Consider the following 16,526-nt stretch of genomic DNA (forward strand, 5'->3'; position numbering starts at 1 on the left):
TTTGAAATGGCCAAATATATAGAAATGATTCGTATTCGTTTTTTAATGATGCTCGCTTACCGAACGAATTATTACAGCGGCATACTAGTATATAGCATCAATATTGGTGCTTATTATTTTTTGTGGACAGCCATTTATGGTGAAAAGCAATCAATTGAAGGTTTATCTGTTACGCAAATGGTTACGTATATTGCTGTTGCTTGGATGGCTCGTGCTTTTTATTTTAATAATATTGACCGGGAAATTGCTAGCGAAATTATCGAAGGGAAAGTAGCAGTAGAGCTAATCAGACCTTATAATTATTTAACAATGAAGACGATGGCTGGCTTTGGTGAAGGTATCTTTAGACTGCTGTTTTTCTCATTACCGGGAATGGTCATTGTCGGCTTTATCTTTCCGCTTGAATTTTCAAATAACTACTCGACTTGGGGCTATTTCGGCCTTTCAACTTTGTTAAGCTTTATCGTCAATACCGAAATCAATTTATTAACTGGAATGATGACTTTTTTCATTTTTAACATTTCAGGATTACTCAGAGCAAAACGGGTGATTATTGATTTGTTTTCAGGTTTGTTGTTGCCGATTAGTTTTTATCCAAGTTGGGCACAAGACATTATGGGCTTTTTGCCCTTTCAAGCGATTAGCTACATTCCGAGCATGATTTTTACAGAAGGCTTACAGGGGAGTGCTATTTTCCAAGCGCTTCTGCTTCAATTCATATGGGCAATGATTCTACTTGTGCCAATTCAAGCTTTATGGGTTATTGCTCGGAAAAAACTAGTTGTGCAAGGAGGGTAGCACAGATGTTTTACGTATCAATGTTTTTTCAATATATGGGGCAATATATGAAAACGAGATTGGAATATCGTACGGATGCGGTAGTTGAAATTGTTTCTGATCTATTGTTTCAAGCTGTCAATTTAATTTTTATTATTGTCGTGTTTGGTCATACTAGTGTTTTAGGTGGCTGGAGCCGAGATGAAATTATTTTTATTTATGGCTTTTTTCTCGTTCCATATGCCCTTTTTTCTGCTTTTTTTAATATTTGGGATTTTAACGACCGCTATATTGTCAAAGGGGAAATGGACCGCATTTTAACAAGGCCGATTCATAGTTTATTTCAGGTCGTATTGGAACGAATGGAGCTTGAATCATTATTTGGTATTATTACAGGCTTAATTATTATGATTTATGCAGGCGGAAATTTAGATTTACAGTTCCATTGGTATGATCCGTTCATTTTTATTGTGATGGTCATCGGTGGCATGTTTATTTTTGCCGGAATTTTTGTGTCGTTGGCAAGCGTCGGCTTTTGGTCAGATGCTCGTACCGATATTATGCCGATGGTTTATAATATCGGCAATTATGGGCGCTATCCAGTAAATATTTATAACAATGTCATTAGATTTATTTTAACTTGGATTTTACCGTTTGCTTTTGTCGGCGTGTATCCAGCCGCTTATTTTTTAGGTCGAACAGAATGGCTCGTTTATGCGTTTTTGACCCCATTGATGGGAATTATCTTTTTCATGTTAGCGATTTGGATTTGGAATCAGGGGGTTAAGAAATATCGCGGGGCGGGCAACTAGATTTATTATTTCTATTTTCCACTGCTTTTTCATACGATAATATGGAAAAGGTGGTGTCAAATCAAGATGTTATTAATCGGTATCGGGTTACTATTGGCCATTATTTATAAAAGTCTTGAGTGGATTTGGCTTAGAGAGAATTTTCAAAGAAATCGCAGACATTTTCTATCTATTGAAAACTTTTTGCTGCTTATTTTTACATATATAATTTTATTAGTAGGGTTTGGGTTTATTTATACATTAATTGAAGCATCTGGAACGTCGATTATTATCGAATCCGGGAATAAGGTTGAACCGCCTTTCTTTCATATAATGGGTACAGGCATGTATTTTAGCGGAGTTACGTTATTTTCATTAGGCTATGGTGATGTTGTACCGATTGGGATTGGCAGGGGTTTTGCAATGGTGGAAGCACTAATTGGTTATTTATTGCCAGCTGCCTTCGTGATGCGGTCTGTTATCGATTTCGAGGGCTCTTTTTTTAAAGAACGAGGATAATTATTTGTAATTCAACTTTCTCACCAATGAAATACGTGCCATGTTATTTTTACTTTCATTTAATAAATTGTGCCTTCTGAGGGTATGCAATAAGAAAAAATGACCACTATTGCTAGTGGTCAAAATCATTCCATTCTGTAATTATTTACTATTCTTCGATGCTACCTCAATATCCTTAAAAGCCCAATGTGTGACAGGTACATCACTAAACGTTTGTTTTGAGCTTTCTGTAAGAGGACGTTTTAACACTCGGTTAAAGATGGTTACTGCCTCAGCACGGGTTAACGCTTTGTTTGGTTGGAATGTTCCGTCTGGCATTCCTTTCACGAAACCAGCTTCGTTTACTAGTGCAATATCTTTAGCAGCCCAATGTGTTTGGCTATCTTGGAATACTAGCTGTGAATCTCCATTCAAATCTAGCCAACGACTGATAATTGCCGCAACTTCGGCTCTAGTGATTGCTTGATTAGGTCCAAATGTTCCATTGCTTAATCCTTTCATCAATCCGCTAGCGTTAGCTTCTTCAATCACATCTTTCGCCCAATGACTTGACGGAACATCAGGGAATACCGTAGCTGTACTGGTAGTTTTTTTACTTGCTTCGACTCTAGATAGGATGGCTGCCATTTCAGCACGACTAATCGTATGTTCCGGTTTAAACGTGCCGTCAGGAAATCCGATAATGTAAGATTTAGATTCAGTCGGAATGATTATTTCCTCTTTTTTCTGCTTTTCTGCCAATCCATCAATGCTTAAAATTGTAAATATGCTGAATTTCGTTACACTAAATTTCAGACCGATTTGGCCATTTTTATATTCGACAACTTCTGGAATTTTTAGCTCTTTTTCACCGTCACTGTGTTCAATAAAGATGGCTAACTTTTCTAAAAATGCCTGACGTTCTGCTTCATCCGTTGGCAAATTTACATTACGTAAAGGCAATACTAAATCAACTGGTTGACTTTGTAGATTCGTTTCAATCGTCATAGGACGACCGATAACAGATACTTTTTCGCCACCTGACACTTCTTGTACTACTACTTCAAATTTAGCTCGATTCTCAATTCCTTTTTGCTTCTGCTCTTCTTTAATCGGAATTATATTGAAATAAACTTCTTGTTTAATCCCCTGTAAAGAAGTAGCTGGAATATTCAATCCCACATTTTCTGTATAAATCTCTAAATTTAGTTTACCTGATGCCAATTCTTTTATGGCATCAAGTGGAAGTCTAACATCGACTTGTGCGACCTCATCTTTCACATCAGGTATCACAATACGCGCCATTGTTTGACCTAATTCTTTTGCTTTTTGTACAGTTTCTTTTGCTTGTTTTGCTTCAAATATTACTTTATCTAGTTTTGCTCCATTCGCATTTGTTGTTCTAGTAATTGTAACCTCTGTAATAGCTTGACCCTGTCTTATATTGCCTGTCTCTACGTTTACTTTAATTTGTTCTGTTTGACTGGATGGAGCAGAACTACCTCCAGAACTGCTGCTCGATATTCCTTGAATCGGTCCAACAAATGGGCTTTTCACAGCAATACCAATCGTATCGCCTGTTGTAGCAATAGGTGTGACTTCAAAACCAATATATTTTCCTTGATCTTCATTAAGCAATGTGTATGTTTTAGCTGTTGCACCTAGTATAGCATTCGCATTCGTTCCAGATGCATCATCGGAACGATACCATTTGAACGTTGATGCTCCTTCTGCATCACTTTCTAAATCTTGATAAGCATAGCTTCCTGTTAATTGATTTCCAACTGTAGTTGCACCAGCAATGGATACATTTGCAGCAGTTGGCTTTTGATTTGCTATCAATTGTGTCAGTCTAGTAATCGTCAGTGTATACGTTTTTGTTGTCGTTCCATCTTCTGCTGTTACTTCAATTGGAATCGTGTTGATTCCGACATTTAAAGCAATCGTATCCGATACTGTTGTGCTATTGCCGATTTTAACGGTTGCTTTTGAATCAGCTGGTGTTGCTGTGACATCTACAGTTGACACGTCATATGCGACTTGAATCGAGTCCGATGTTGTTTGATTCCAAGTAAAAGGGATGTTTAATGTTACACTCCTTAAGTCTGCATTAGTAGTTGCAACTGGAATAGGCCCTACATAACTGCTTACTACTGGTTGGCCTTGTGTTGCCCCAGCAGTTGCGAAAGGTGTAACTTCAAAACTAATATATTTCCCTTTATCTTCATTTTGGATTACATATGTGTTAGTAGTCGCACCTGTAATCGCAGTTTTATTTGCACCATTATTATCATCCGCTCGATACCATGTAAATGTTGTTGCTCCTTCTTGGTCCCCTTCATGATCACTATAGTTGTATGAACCAGTTAATGTTGAGCCGACCTTTGTATTTCCTGTAATCGTTACATTGCTTGCTACTGGCGGTGCATTTCCTATGGATGATACACTGCTAGGCAGCATCCCTAGTGGGGAATTAAGTGCTGGACCTGATCCAACTGTAGCAGACGAAACGACTGTGCGATTCCCGCTTGCAGACTCTATCAGAGTTATTTTGTCATCGAAATCAGCCACATATATATTACCGTTTTCCGCAACCGTTAGACCATACCTAATTCCTATAGAATTTCCAGTTCCTTTATTTTGTCCACTTATTGTTGTTCGATTACCAGTTGTTGGCTCTACCTGAAACGCATATACATCCTGAACCTGTTCCTCTAAAACTATATAGGTTCCATCAGGTGCTTTCGCAATACCAGAAGGACTTACTAGTGACGTTCCAGTCCCAACTGCATTTGAAGATATTGCCGTTCGTTCCTTCGTCGTTGGATTTAATTTAAAAACACCTTCTGTTGTAGATCTTGAGGTATAAATAATACTGCCATCTGTTTCTCCAATACAAAAAAACGGTTCAGTAAAAGCTGCTCCCGACCCCACGCTATTGCTAGCTAAAACAGTACGATTCCCTGTAGTAGGATCAATTTTAAAAATCCCTGTTTCTTCAGTACAGGCGATGATGTCACCGTTTTCTTGTTCGACAAGACCACCTATACGCCCCATATTAGGACCCGTACCAACAACATCAGGGGAACCACCAGAAAGAACAACTCTATCACCTGTAGTTGGATCAATGCGGAATATCCTTGCATCATTGGTCCACTCCCCTGCTAAGATTGATCCTGACTTAGTCAACGTCATGCCAACGGGCCCCAAAATAGCGGGACCAGTTCCCTTGCCATTACCAGAAAGAAGCTCCCGATCACCTGAAACTAAGTCCACAATATAGAGTGTGCCATCCCCATAGTTTGCGACTACTGTTTTTCGGCTAGTCGTTTGTGATGCCTCCACATTTTCTGTAACCCCGTACGCAGCCAATTGTATTGCCATTAGAACTAAACATAAAAACACTTTAATATACTTTTTTGCACTTCTCTTTTTTCTACTATAGAAATAACAATTCATTTGTTCTTCTCCTTTCGTAAACTAGTAAACTATTTATAGTTTGTTGTATTATAAATTAAATAACCTTAAAGAAACCTTAAAAACCCTTAAATTTCCTCAACAAAAAAGCGGATTATATCATTATTTATGATAAAAACCCGCTTTTTTTAAAAAAAATCCATAGATTTAATGATTACGATGGGATTCGTAATGTGATTTTTGTTCCCTTTCCAAATTCGCTTTGCACTTCTAACTTCGAGTTGTACTCATATTTTAGTCGTCTGTTAATATTTTCAAGCCCTACCCCATTGTTCGAATTGGCATCTCTATTGAACAATGTTTGTAGCTGCTCTTTCTTCATTCCAACCCCATCATCTTCAACCTCAATAAAATAGGCACTCTCTTCTATAAAAACTTTTATGATTACCGTTCCGCCTTCCAGCTTCTCACCAATCCCATGCCTAATCGCATTTTCCACGAGCGGTTGAATTAACAGAGGCGGCATCGTTAGAGCAAATGTTTCGTCCGCTATATCATATTTTACGAGGAGCCTTTCTCCAAATCTTGTTTTTTCAATTTCTACATAGGATTCGATAAGTTGCAGCTCTTTTTCAAATGGTATTCGTTTTTCTAGATTGCTGAATTGAAAGCTGCCTCGTAAATAATCTGCAAAATCTACTATAAGCTTTCTCGATTTCTTAACATCTGTATAGCTTAAAGCTGTAATTGTATGTAAGACATTATATAAGAAATGTGGCTTAATCTGTGATTGGAGAAAAGCCATTTCAGTGTCAATTATTTTTTCCAACGATTTCTTCATGATTAGGAGACTGCTAATTCTTGCCTTCAACTCACCCAATTCAAATGGTTTTAACAAAATGTCATTCGCTCCCGCATTGAAAGCAACAATTTTATCTTGTGGCTGTCCACCAGCAGTAACGATTAATACGGGCAATTCCAGTAAAGTATATTCTCTCCGAATACTTTGACAAACATCAAAACCAGTTAATCCTGGCATCATTAAATCAAGAATAGCTAAATCAATTTTGTTAGATTTGACGATAACATCGATGGCCTCATAACCGTTTTTGACGGCAATTACCGTACAATTCATTGGCTCAAGCAATTCTATTAATATTTTTAAATTGTAAAAGTTATCATCCGCTACTAAAACTGTGTAAATACCCTTTTTCGTTGAAGTATAAGGAGTAGGCAAGACAAATTCCTTCGGCTGTTCATACACTTCATTATTTCTTTGTTTTTCATTCGGGCTTTCCATAGCCTTCGCTGCTGGTAGACGAATTGTAACCGTTGTACCAACCCCTTTTTCTGAAGATACGAGGATTTTCCCTTTTTGAAGTTCGACTAACTGCTTAACGATTGATAATCCTAAACCAACCCCTTGATTTTCCACCTTATCAAAAGATTTAAATGGCTCAAAAATAGTTGCTAATTGCTCTTCATCCATCCCAACACCAGTATCTTTAATAGAAATCTCGATTTTACCGTTCCATTCCTTCGCCTCAACTACTATACTTCCATTATGGGTATGTTTGATGGCATTATCTAGTAAATTACTAATAATTTGGCTAAAACGATTTTCATCTGCAAACACTGGGGGTAATTGGGCAGGAACTTTATTAAGCAACTCTATCTTATTTTCCAACGTTAAAAAAGAATACATTTTTAAATTCACTTCCACTGTTGAATACACATGAACAGGCATTGGTTGTATCTTTAATTCTCCTTGCTTCAACATTGAAAGATCTAAAATATCAAAAACAAGCTTTGTTAATCTTCTAGAAATATTGTTTATAAGCTCTATTTTCGCTTTTTGGTCTTTTGTTAACGGATGACCTGAATCATCCAATAAAGACTTAGAAATATTCATCACCCCATGAAGTGGTGTCTTAAACTCATGAGATGTTCTTGTTAGAAAATCATCTTTTAATTGATCCAGCTTCAAAAGCTGTAGAGAAAGCTCTTCAACTTTGTTAAAAGCACTTGAAATTTGTGTAATCATCAAAAACGCAATCATTAGTACGAATAGTAGAGCCGAAATGCCAACCGCATAAAATGGAATCGAAAAGTAGAAAATTAAATTTTGCAAGCAGGCATAAATATTAAGCGCCAAAACAGCAACAGCTAAAAAAAAGCTTCCCTCTACTCTATACAGTGTAGCCAGCACAAATATATACAACGTATAAATAAAAGAAGCATTTGCAAAAATTGATAATGATAATCGAAGAAGTTCAATATAGTGTTGAGGCGGAACAATGCTACTTACTACTAGTAGACATACTTCAGCTATAACGAACCAGTTAACAATTTTCCTAGAACAAAAATCCCCAAATGCCCAATACAAATAAAGCAACAAGCTTGTACTAATACCAATAATGGATAGATACTGAATATTTAAGTAGAGCCGGAATGGCAATGAGTTAAATAAGTCAAATAAAATCCTTTCACCACGCACTGATGTGAATGCTGCTGCGAAAATACATACTAATGCAAAAGCAATAAAAGCATAATTATTTTTTCTTCGAACATATAAACCTGTAAAAAGCAGTCCAATAATGATAAAGGAAACGACTGCAACCCAATCATGCACAAGCGCCCTATCTTGAAAAGCTGAAATATAAGACTGGTAACCGAAATAAATAGGTTCATTAATTCCGCTGCTAATTGAAAAGTCATAATTTGCTACTTGAACGATGATTTCGTTGAATCCTGGGTGAAGTGTAAAATAACCGACATACGGTTTGTTCTTAGCCTTGTAAGATGTTTCTTTTATATCGGGATTTCCGCTAGAGCCTATTCGCTTTCCGTTCACATATATTCGATTAGCTACTTGAATGGATGAGGTTTTTATCCCATATAGTTGTTCAGTATCATCAATCTTGACATGTAAACGGTAGGTGGCGGAGCCAAGTAGCTCCATTTCCTTTTTCCAAGATTTTGGCACACTAATCCAGGATGCTTCATTTGCATTCATACTCGAACGGTTATGTGAAAGAAAGTCATTGGGGCTTACTAATTCATTAGGATAAAATTCCCATTCTCCGTTTAGAGGTATTGTTCTGTTTTCTTGAAAGTCCCACTTTTCCAAATTTAATATACCTTTACTTGCTACAGGGTACTTCTCCGAATTCACTTTAAATATAGCCAAAATAATACTATAGGTCCCCATTATGAGAAGCAGGGTTACAATCAATGCTACAATTTTTTTTGTCATCACATCGCCCTTCATATTTCTAAAATTAAATTCTTATAAATACGTAGCGTTTCATCTCGGAGTGGCAGACCTAGATTCATATTCATTTCATGTTCTATTTGCTGATAAACCTTAACAGCCTCTGTTTTCATTCCTATGCTACAATATAACTTTATAAGTTGCTGAGCATCATTTTCAGAGTTCGGCAAAATATTGATCACTTGATGCAAGCTGTCAGCTGCAAGTGAAAGATTACCAGAATCTTTAAAACATTGATAAGCAGAACGTAAAACACGAATGTACCTTGCTTGCAATTCTTCCTTTTTAGAAATCGCCCAATCAAAATCGCATCTTTCTAAATACTCACCTTTATATAAGTTACACATTTCTTGGAACAACTGCTCTGTCAGTTGTTCTTCCGATAATAATCGGTCAGTGATTTCGATGAATTTTGTTGTATCAATCGTTACATTATTTATTGATAATAAATAGCCCTTTCCAACCCTGCTTATATGGGCATTTATGTTATTTTTCTCTAATGTTTTTCTTAAATAAGAAAGGCATGTATACAAATACGTTTTTGCCTTTTCTATATTAGATTCTGGCCAAAGGGCATCTATAATGACATCCGTTTCTATTGGTGTAGATGCATGGTGAATCAAAAAAGCGCATAATTCTTTTTCTTTGTTTGTTTTCCATGGTAGCAATCTATTATTTTCATGGGGTAGACGAATGAAAAAGCCACCAAGGCATTGGATAATAGGCTGATTATTTTGAATATGTTGAGTTTGTTTGTTCACAAGGTTCTCTCTTACCCTCTTAATCGACTGTTCAAGTCTTTCTATTGTAAAAGGTTTTAATAAATAATCAACAGAGTTCACTTCAAAAGCTTCTATAGCGTAATCTGTATAGGCGGTAATAAAAATAATAAAGACATGGGGTGCCTTTATTTTTATTTTTCTAGCAACATCCAATCCCATCAAGCTTGGCATTTGAATATCTAAGAATACAACATCTACCTGTTCAGTTTCAATCGCATTGATTGCCTTTAACGGATTCGTATATTGACCAACAATCGTTACTTCACCAATCTCACATAAACATATTTCTAGTACATCTAATGAACTTTGTTCATCATCAACAAGAATTGCTCGCATCGTCTATCCCACTTTCATTTTGATAAACTTACCAAAGGCCTCTGCTTCTTTAACTCTATAATTCTATTTTTTATTAACTCAAATTTTGAAGTTTAATTTGAACACTAAAGTCTCATGACTACTAGGGTTGGATCAAAATTACTATCAAGTTGTTTTTCTTAGGTTTTTGTGGTAGAAAAAAGAAAGACACCTGTTTCTTTGGTAAAATAAAGGTGGTTAAACCAAATTACGAAAGAAATATGTCAATTATGTTAACGAAAAAATCGCTATTTGTCTATTTAACACAAGCTGTGAAAAATATTTTTTCTGAAATTAAATATGGATAGACATTTACGAAATGTTTATATTGAAAAAAACTTGGATTTTTCTATGTCCGAAGGTTGAATTGTAAAATTACGGAGGGATTGAAGATGCCAGTAGAAATTGGAGCAAAAGCACCAGATTTTGCATTACCAGCAAGCAACGGAGAAACAGTCAAGTTGTCCGATTTTCAAGGAAAGCATGTTGTCTTATATTTTTATCCAAAAGATATGACGCCAGGTTGTACGACTGAGGCTTGTGATTTTCGGGACAAGCATGAAAGTTTTGCTGAATTAAATGCGGTAATTCTCGGGGTAAGTCCTGACCCGATGAACCGCCATGATAAATTTATCGAAAAGTATGATTTGCCGTTTTTGCTTTTGGCTGATGAAGATCATAAAGCAGCGGAAGCCTATGGCGTATGGAAAATGAAGAAAAACTTTGGCAAGGAATATATGGGGATTGAGCGCTCGACTTTTATAATCGATAAAGATGGCATGCTTGTTAAGGAATGGCGTAAAGTGAAAGTAAAGGGTCATGTTGAAGAAGCTCTTACTTTTATAAAAGAAAACTTATCGTAATGGAGTATGCTGGACATATTAGGTGATGATATTTCTGGTAGTGCCTATTTTAATTGAAACAGGCGATTACCTATACAAGCGCTGTGGTTTGAACGTATAGTAAAGTGTAGGGCATACCTCCTCAGATGATAGCATTGATGCGGGATATTATATCCCGCATTTTTTTTCAATAAAAAATTTAGAGGTGATTAGCTTGAAAGTATTGACATCATTTAAAGCGATTCCGCAAATCAAAAAAGAGCTTTTAGAGAAGTTTCCAAATGTAGATTTTTCTTTTCAGCCAACAATGAAAGAAGCTGAAGCGGAGCTTGATAGTGCTGAAATTTTAGTTACATATGGTGAGGATTTAAACGAGGAATTAATTGATAAAGCGAAAAAATTAAAGTGGATTATGGTTTTTTCGGCTGGGATTGAGAAAATGCCTTTTGCGGCCATCAAAGAAAAGGGGATTTTAGTTACGAATGCCAGGGGGATATCGAAGACCCCGATGGCCGAGTATACTATCGGTATGATGCTCCAGGTTGCTAGGAAAACAAAACTATTAATTGAAAATGAAAAGCAGGAAATCTGGGATCGAAGGATAAAAATGGTTGAGATATCAGGCAGTACAATTACAATCATTGGTACGGGTGCAATTGGCTGTGAAATTGCGAGACTTGCAAAAGCTTTTCATATGAAAACGATTGGTATTAATCGTAGTGGTCGGAAAGCGGAATATTTCGATGAAGTTTATACAGTTTCTGAAATGGACCAGGCGATTGAGCAAGGGGACTATATCGTATCGGTATTACCTAGTACACCTGAAACATATCATTTATTAAAAGACCATCATTTTGAAAAAATGAAAGATGATTGTGTATTTATAAATATTGGGAGAGGCAGTATAGTTGATGAAAAAGTTTTATTAAAAGCGCTAGAAAACAATCAAATTTCCCATGCCATTTTAGATGTTTTTGAAACAGAGCCGTTAGAAAAAGGCCATCCTTTTTGGAAAATGGACAATGTGACAGTTACAGCTCATCTATCAGGGATTTCGCCATTATATCAGCCACGAAGCTTAGAAATATTTGAATACAATCTCAAAGAGTATATTTCAGGTGAAAATAATTTTATAAACGTTATTGATTTAGACAGGGGGTATTAATGGTGAAAATTTATACAAAAACAGGTGATAAAGGAACGACATCGCTTGTTTATGGTGAAAGAGTATCGAAGACAGATCCGCGCGTTGAAGCTTACGGCACTTGTGATGAAGCAAATTCACTAGTAGGCTTGGCATTAAGTTATGTTAAAAAGGAAGAGTTTGCAGCAAAGAAAGAGATAATTGCTGTTTTTCATCGTGTTCAAACTTGTCTTTTTCATGTTGGGGCTGAAATATCAACCCCTGCAGGCAAAGAAGTGAAATGGAAAATAACTTTAGAGGATATTACAGAGCTAGAGAAGGTCATGGATCAATGGAGCGAAAAAATACCACCATTACAGAGTTTTATACTGCCTGGTGGACATCAAGCAGGCGCCAGCTTACATGTTGCCAGGACAGTCGTTAGGAGAGCAGAAAGAAACGCAGTCGCCATTGGTGAGTCTGTCAATCCGCTTGTGTTATCCTATTTAAATCGCCTCTCAGATTTCTTATTTGTTGCTGCGCGCTATATTAATTATTGCTTAAATGAGGAAGAAATGGGGCTTCATCAATAGCCGTTGCAATGCTGGAGAAGGAAAACATTGGTGTTGACAATCCAACTAGTGCAAATGTACAATAGTAATAATCAGATTATAACTATTATAAAGTAATAATTTATATACTGAAGAGAGGTGCATGACGATGTCAGAATTACGTATTCAAGAGGCAATGGAGACATTAAAGGGGTCGGGAGTTCGAATCACACCGCAGCGTCATGCGATATTGGAGTATTTACTCGAATCGATGTCACACCCAACAGCAGACGAGATTTATAAGGCGCTAGAAGGGAAATTCCCTAATATGAGCGTTGCTACCGTTTATAATAATTTGCGCGTGTTTAAGGATGTTGGGCTAGTGCGTGAATTAACTTACGGTGATTCCTCAAGCCGTTTTGATTGTAATATTACAGACCATTATCACGTTATTTGCGAAGAATGTGGTAAGATTGTGGACTTCCATTATCCGGGTTTTTATGAAGTAGAAACGCTCGCAGAACATGTTACAGGATTTGAAGTAAGTCATCATAGAATGGAAGTATATGGAGTTTGCCAAGAGTGCAAGAACAATCAAAAACATTAATCAATGAAAAAGACAGGGACTACGCTATTTGCGTATGAACCTGTCTTTTCTTTTTTGTTAGTTATTTCTTTTTTGAATTGTATTTTTCATCAAATTCCTTGCCTTCAAGATTCGGGTCTAATGTTAACGGCTCATTACAGTACATACATAAATCTACACGACCAAGCATTTTTGTCGGTTTGTTACAGGATGGACAAACAACTTGTATCGTTTTCGTTGAGAGCATACCAATCCAAAAGTAAACAAGCGTACTTGCGATTATAAATAAAAAGCCAAGAAAAATAAAACTTACCATAACCCAGGCAGTAGTTTTAAAGAATATGCCGACGTACATAATTGCAATACCAACAAAAATGAGTAGAAGTGCAAATGTACGAATTTTATTGATTTTACTAGAATATTTTAAACCCATTCAAATTCCCTCCTAAAAATCGATTATATCACATCAATAAAATGAAAGGTTAGCGTGGATTGTGAATTTTTTGTCGAAAAAAGGTATTTTCAAATTTTTGTAGAAAATATATAGCAACCAAATTATGAAGAGTTTGTATGGAGGAATAAAAATGGATGAATTACTCCGACCTTTATATGAAGTAAAAGCTAATGATATAGAAACATTAGGAGTACTAATTTTAGATAAAACAAAAACAAGTAGCCTGTTGACTGAGCAATTTGATGCAATAATGCTTATTATAAAGAAATGTTCTGAAACAGAAGAATTGACATATGATGTCGACCATTACAATATTGAAGATAAGAAGATTGCAGTATTTATCGTACAGGAAAGTACGCTTTTACAATGGTTATCTGAAGTCAATCATCGCAAGTATCTCTTGTGGATTTTAAATGGAGGAATCTTGTTTGATAGGAATGAATATATAGTAAAACTTAGAAAAGGACTACTTGAATTTCCGACAGAGAAAAGAAAAAAGAAAATTGCGATTGAATTTGCTAAATTAATAAGACGCTATTTCAATGGAAAAGAATTATATGATGGAAAGCAATATTTAGACGCCTATAATCAAATGGCAAAAGCCCTACATCATTTAGCGAGATTATCTGTTATTGAGCATGGCTTTTATCCTGAATTAACTGTATGGAATCAGGTGAAAAGAATTGAGCCTGAAGTTTACGCTTTATATTTAGAGTTAGTTGAAAGCAATGAATTAATAGAAGAAAGGGTACAGCTGCTACTCTTGGCAATTGAATTTGCGATCAGTTCCCGTTCAAGAATAGGAAGCAGTTATTTAATAGAAATAATGAAATCTAAAAAAGATTCGTGGACGATTTCGGAATTAGTCAATGAAAAAGAACTGAAAGAGTTATCTGCCGACTTAGGATTACTTATGCAATATTTGGCGGCGAAACATATTGTTCAGATTGACAGTCAAGAAGTGGATGGACAAAGTATATTTCAAATGAAATATGAAGCTAGATAAAATGGTGGTTCTTACGAATATTTGGTGAAAACAACAACACCCATATAATTGTATCTAAACTTATTTTGTCAATATAATAATTACAACCTATACAGAACTCTCTTTTCTAATAATTTTAATCCAGCACGACCGTAAGTCATTCTTTTAATTGTTTTTAATCGATTGATTTGTCCTTCAGACAATCCGTTACTATATGGTAACAAAAATGAATTTTTCACTGCTTGTAAATCACTTCTTAAACGAAGAGCATAGTGATAAAAGGGGTTTTCTCGATTTGATAATTGCTCTGTAAGCCATTTTAAAAACAAATTATAATCTCGTGTTTGCAGGGATTTCCGATAAGTTTGGATGATATCGTATAGTGGTTTCAATCGGCCATATTTATTAAGGCATTTTTCCAAAGAACTTGTTTCATTCAGATTCAAATTTTCTGCTAGCTTCCATATTATTGCACTTAATTTTCTTCGAGAAAGTTGGAAAATATCATTCTTAGATATTTGATGTTTTCGTTCTTTACGAACCTTCTCGACCACCTTGCGGATACTGGAAAATGTGTCATCATAGCCATTTTGTTTTAGTATTTCATAAATGGTTTTTACTGTTTTCCCTTCAAGTTCAAGCTCAATAATTTGATTATAATATTGGTTTGCGGGTCTCTTTCGTCTGCGCTGAGAAATGGGTGGTAAAGTCATTTGTATATATTTTTTGATTGTTCGTCTGTCTAGTTGATATTCTCTAGCTAGCCTTGAAAGGCTTCTACCGTTTCGATGCTCCATTTGTATTCCTTGAATTAACTTCCATTTCTGGGTTTGACGTTCTTTTGTAATCTGTTCTGCGCGAGTTAGTTGAATTTTTTGCGGATTCTTCGGTGCTTCGTACCAGGTTATTAATGGCGGGATTAGGGTACAAAGAATGGTATCAAGATGTTTTTTGGCATTTTGAATAAAGTGCCAACGGTCATAAACCTGAAGAATAGAGTGGTTGGCATTAGAAATACCTTGGCGATACCCGGTAAAACCATCACGACTAACAACTTTAATGAACGGATGATTCTGAAGCCATGCAGTGACTGTTTCGGGAAGTCGATTAGGTAAAATAGCTAAAGGACAATGGGTTTCAAGATCACAAATAAGAGTACCATAGGTGTGTCCTTTACAAAATGCAAAATCATCGATTCCCACGAAAGGGAGACACCGTTGGTGTAATATCTGTTTTACGAATTAGATTAAGTAAAGTATCATGGCTAACGGGAATATGGACCGCGTGAGCAACTCTCTCGGCGGCCAAACAACTAGTTGAGAAAGCTATTTTTCGTAGAACATTTTCAGCTCTAATTGTTCTCCGCCCATTGGATGATAATCCTTCAAATCGTTCAGTAAAAATCTTAACATGGCAATCTGGATTATCACAGAACCACTTTCTTGTCAGAATAAGCAATTGAACAGGATGTTCGCTAATAGGAAGGTCTTGTACCTTTCGTGTATATTGGCTGTGAGGACGAAAGCTAGTAGTAGAGCAGACAGAGCAAGAAGAGAAAGACCTTATGCTCTTTACTATTAAATGTAGAGTATCATCAACGGTTGAAACATAGACTAACTCCATAAAAGGATCAGGAGGTGACCAAGAAAGAGTCATCATTTTAATCGCCCCCTTTTCTTTTATTATATCACTCTAGCATAGTATTAGTCTTCTCACCAAAATTTCGTAAGAACCAAAATGGTATTGACCTTATAGGAGCTGCATGATATATTAAAGAACGTCGCTGCAAATAAAAAGCAGCGACGAGTTGAATAAAAAATATTGACATCTTATTTTTGAGATGATATATTGAAAAAGTCGCTGTGAAAAATAGAATAAAAACTTTTAGCAAAAAAAGTTGTTGACTTCTATGAAGCGATTTAGTAAAATAAAATATGTCGCTACAATGAAAGCGACAAACAGAAAATGTTCTTTGAAAACTAAACAAAATGTCAAGCGTGCAAAAAAAAGGTTGGATAGTAGAATCCAACAAGCAAGTCAGTAAAATTTTTGAGCAATCAAACCCTTTTTGGAGAGTTTGATCCTGGCTCAG

General features: G+C 36.0%; 14 protein-coding genes. 8 read left to right on the top strand and 6 right to left on the bottom strand.

Annotation, left to right across the window (positions count from 1 at the left end):
- The first annotated feature begins 6 nt into the window (after window positions 1–6).
- The 3 genes from GX497_02070 to GX497_02080 all read left to right on the top strand — a co-directional run bounded on the left by GX497_02070 (window position 7) and on the right by GX497_02080 (window position 2,087).
- Entirely contained in the window at window positions 7–798 is a 792-nt protein-coding gene (locus GX497_02070) for a daunorubicin ABC transporter permease (protein ID HHY72015.1), read from the top strand.
- A gap of 5 nt (window positions 799–803) precedes the next feature.
- A complete protein-coding gene (locus GX497_02075; protein ID HHY72016.1) occupies window positions 804–1,589 on the top strand; it encodes an ABC transporter permease in 786 nt (261 codons plus the stop codon).
- 66 nt (window positions 1,590–1,655) lie between these two features.
- The gene (locus tag GX497_02080; protein ID HHY72017.1) at window positions 1,656–2,087 is read left to right on the top strand and encodes a two pore domain potassium channel family protein; all 432 of its coding nucleotides are present in this window, start codon (window positions 1,656–1,658) and stop codon (window positions 2,085–2,087) included.
- A 141-nt stretch (window positions 2,088–2,228) separates the two neighbouring features.
- On the opposite strand, the gene GX497_02085 is transcribed toward GX497_02080, so the two are convergent.
- From GX497_02085 to GX497_02095, 3 genes are all read right to left on the bottom strand, one after another.
- Window positions 2,229–5,525: a hypothetical protein gene (locus GX497_02085; protein ID HHY72018.1), complete on the bottom strand. Its 3,297-nt coding sequence runs from the start codon at window positions 5,523–5,525 to the stop codon at window positions 2,229–2,231.
- Window positions 5,526–5,697: 172 nt separating this feature from the next.
- Window positions 5,698–8,739, bottom strand: a complete 3,042-nt coding sequence (locus tag GX497_02090; protein HHY72019.1) for a response regulator — start codon at window positions 8,737–8,739, stop codon at window positions 5,698–5,700.
- An 11-nt stretch (window positions 8,740–8,750) separates the two neighbouring features.
- The gene (locus GX497_02095) at window positions 8,751–9,875 is read right to left on the bottom strand and encodes a response regulator (protein HHY72020.1); all 1,125 of its coding nucleotides are present in this window, start codon (window positions 9,873–9,875) and stop codon (window positions 8,751–8,753) included.
- Between the two features lie 410 nt (window positions 9,876–10,285).
- On the opposite strand from GX497_02095, the gene bcp reads away from it, so the two are divergent.
- From bcp to perR, 4 genes are all read left to right on the top strand, one after another.
- Window positions 10,286–10,756, top strand: coding sequence for a thioredoxin-dependent thiol peroxidase (gene bcp / locus GX497_02100; GenBank protein HHY72021.1), 471 nt, complete (start codon window positions 10,286–10,288; stop codon window positions 10,754–10,756).
- Window positions 10,757–10,949: 193 nt separating this feature from the next.
- Window positions 10,950–11,900, top strand: a complete 951-nt coding sequence (locus GX497_02105) for a D-2-hydroxyacid dehydrogenase (GenBank protein HHY72022.1) — start codon at window positions 10,950–10,952, stop codon at window positions 11,898–11,900.
- A 2-nt stretch (window positions 11,901–11,902) separates the two neighbouring features.
- Window positions 11,903–12,451, top strand: a complete 549-nt coding sequence (locus GX497_02110; GenBank protein ID HHY72023.1) for a cob(I)yrinic acid a,c-diamide adenosyltransferase — start codon at window positions 11,903–11,905, stop codon at window positions 12,449–12,451.
- Window positions 12,452–12,578: 127 nt separating this feature from the next.
- The gene (gene perR / locus GX497_02115) at window positions 12,579–13,016 is read left to right on the top strand and encodes a peroxide-responsive transcriptional repressor PerR (GenBank protein HHY72024.1); all 438 of its coding nucleotides are present in this window, start codon (window positions 12,579–12,581) and stop codon (window positions 13,014–13,016) included.
- Between the two features lie 61 nt (window positions 13,017–13,077).
- Here perR and GX497_02120 read toward each other — a convergent pair whose 3' ends face one another.
- Window positions 13,078–13,428, bottom strand: coding sequence for a YgzB family protein (locus tag GX497_02120; protein HHY72025.1), 351 nt, complete (start codon window positions 13,426–13,428; stop codon window positions 13,078–13,080).
- Between the two features lie 151 nt (window positions 13,429–13,579).
- Here GX497_02120 and GX497_02125 point away from each other — a divergent pair, with 151 nt between their 5' ends.
- Complete coding sequence (locus GX497_02125; protein HHY72026.1) at window positions 13,580–14,455, top strand: hypothetical protein; 876 nt, start codon at window positions 13,580–13,582, stop codon at window positions 14,453–14,455.
- 80 nt (window positions 14,456–14,535) lie between these two features.
- Here the strand turns inward: GX497_02125 and GX497_02130 are convergent, their stop codons facing one another.
- A complete protein-coding gene (locus tag GX497_02130) occupies window positions 14,536–15,636 on the bottom strand; it encodes an ISL3 family transposase (protein HHY72027.1) in 1,101 nt (366 codons plus the stop codon).
- Window positions 15,623–16,093, bottom strand: coding sequence for a transposase family protein (locus GX497_02135; protein HHY72028.1), 471 nt, complete (start codon window positions 16,091–16,093; stop codon window positions 15,623–15,625). The genes GX497_02130 and GX497_02135 overlap by 14 nt, the downstream gene beginning before the upstream one ends.
- Between the last annotated feature and the right edge of the window lie 433 nt (window positions 16,094–16,526).

The sequence above is a fragment of the Bacillus sp. (in: firmicutes) genome (assembly GCA_012842745.1).
GTDB lineage: Bacteria > Bacillota > Bacilli > Bacillales > Bacillaceae_J > Schinkia.

Coding starts and splice junctions, on each gene's coding strand:
- GX497_02085 (HHY72018.1), bottom strand. CDS start 5,525: ATGAATTGTTATTTCTATAGTAGAAAAAAGAGAAGTGCAAAAAAGTAT.
- GX497_02095 (HHY72020.1), bottom strand. CDS start 9,875: ATGCGAGCAATTCTTGTTGATGATGAACAAAGTTCATTAGATGTACTA.
- bcp (HHY72021.1), top strand. CDS start 10,286: ATGCCAGTAGAAATTGGAGCAAAAGCACCAGATTTTGCATTACCAGCA.
- GX497_02125 (HHY72026.1), top strand. CDS start 13,580: ATGGATGAATTACTCCGACCTTTATATGAAGTAAAAGCTAATGATATA.
- GX497_02135 (HHY72028.1), bottom strand. CDS start 16,093: ATGATGACTCTTTCTTGGTCACCTCCTGATCCTTTTATGGAGTTAGTC.
- GX497_02090 (HHY72019.1), bottom strand. CDS start 8,739: ATGACAAAAAAAATTGTAGCATTGATTGTAACCCTGCTTCTCATAATG.
- GX497_02080 (HHY72017.1), top strand. CDS start 1,656: ATGTTATTAATCGGTATCGGGTTACTATTGGCCATTATTTATAAAAGT.
- GX497_02070 (HHY72015.1), top strand. CDS start 7: ATGGCCAAATATATAGAAATGATTCGTATTCGTTTTTTAATGATGCTC.
- GX497_02075 (HHY72016.1), top strand. CDS start 804: ATGTTTTACGTATCAATGTTTTTTCAATATATGGGGCAATATATGAAA.
- perR (HHY72024.1), top strand. CDS start 12,579: ATGTCAGAATTACGTATTCAAGAGGCAATGGAGACATTAAAGGGGTCG.
- GX497_02120 (HHY72025.1), bottom strand. CDS start 13,428: ATGGGTTTAAAATATTCTAGTAAAATCAATAAAATTCGTACATTTGCA.